The organism is Pelagicoccus enzymogenes (assembly GCF_014803405.1).
Taxonomy (GTDB): domain Bacteria; phylum Verrucomicrobiota; class Verrucomicrobiia; order Opitutales; family Opitutaceae; genus Pelagicoccus; species Pelagicoccus enzymogenes.
The window spans coordinates 1-1,434 of sequence record NZ_JACYFG010000047.1 but is presented as its reverse complement, the minus strand read 5'-3'; the positions used below and the strand labels follow the sequence as shown (position 1 = coordinate 1,434).

Genomic DNA, 1,434 nt, shown 5'->3' with positions numbered 1-1,434 from the left:
ATGGGCAAGCTGGCGGACATCATCACCCGCTTCGAACCCCCTCTCAAAAGGAAACGGGCGCTCAGCGCCCAGCAGTGCAAGGTCTTCGGCAGCGTCAAGGCCTGCCGCACAAGCCGCCTGGGAGCCAGCGTCCAGACGGTCTGCGCATGCGGCAACGAGATCGTCGCCTACAACAGCTGCCGGGACAGGCACTGCCCCCAATGCCAAGGCAGGGCCACCCGCAAGTGGGTCGCCGCCCAGAGCGAACGCTTGCTCCCCACCAGGTACCACCACTGCGTATTCACGTTGCCCGACACGCTCGACGAGCTGGTCCGCTACAACGAAGCCGCCATATACGACCTTCTCTTCGCGGCGAGCTCGGGCACGCTCAAAAGCTTCTTCGCCTCCGACCGCCGCTTCGGCGGCAAGGGCGGCTTCTTCGGCGTCCTGCACACCTGGGGGCAGCGTCTCCAGCTGCATCCGCACGTCCACTACGTCGTGGCGTGCGGCTCGCTGGCCGACGGCGTATGGCGCGACGGCAAGGGCAGCCTCTTCGACGTGAAGAAGCTCTCGAAGGTCTTCCGGGGAAAGTTCCTCAAAGCAGTCCAGAGACTCCACGCCAAAGGGAAGCTTACGCTTCCCCCCGGCTGGGGCCCCGGCAGGTTCCGCGGAGCGCTCAGGCTCTCCTCCCTGCGCCCATGGGTCGTCTACACCAAGGAGACCTACTGCGGCCCCGACAAGGTCGTCGAGTACGTCGGCAGGTACGCCCACAAGGTCGCCATATCCGAAGGGCGGATACGCGAGGTCGGCGAAGGGAGCGTAACCTTCGAATGGAAGGACTACCGCCAGGACGGCGCCAAGAAGCTCGCCACCGTCGCCGGAGGCGACTTCGTGAGGATGTTCGCCCAGCACGTGCTCCCCGCCGGCTTCCGGCGCATCAGGTACTACGGCTTCTGGAATCCCAAGGGCCTCGATCAGGCCCGCCAGTCGATCAAGCAGCAAGGGCTCGCTCTGGTCGATATGGTCAAAGCGTTGCTGGCGGTGGCGGCGAACATCGAGCTCCGCCACCAGGAGCATGGCGTACGCTGTCCCAGTTGCGGGGATCTCGCCTTCGAGGCCGAGACCCCAAGCTTCCACTCGCTGCTCGACCTTCTCGACAGCTCGTGAAACGCGAAACGCCCAGGTCCGCCTCAAGCTTAGCGACAGGACAAGCCCTGCCGCCTGGCAACGCATTTGACCGATCCCAATCAAGCTATGGATTTAACGGATATCCGGGCTTGCTGACTAAGTAGAAACCGCATATCGAAGATAGCAAATGAAGCCAGAAGCATCGTTCAGCCGCCCCGCTCGCCACCGGATACCGAAGCCCTCCGCCCCGATAAACCCATAAAGAAAACATCCTCGAACAAGACGTTGCACCCACTCCGCTTCGCTGCGTCGGGTGAACTTAACGTT

1 protein-coding gene is annotated in these 1,434 nt (G+C 63.2%); it reads left to right on the top strand.

From position 1 onward, the window contains the following. Complete coding sequence (locus tag IEN85_RS18740; RefSeq protein ID WP_191618642.1) at positions 1–1,146, top strand: IS91 family transposase; 1,146 nt, start codon at positions 1–3, stop codon at positions 1,144–1,146. Positions 1,147–1,434: the final 288 nt, after the last annotated feature.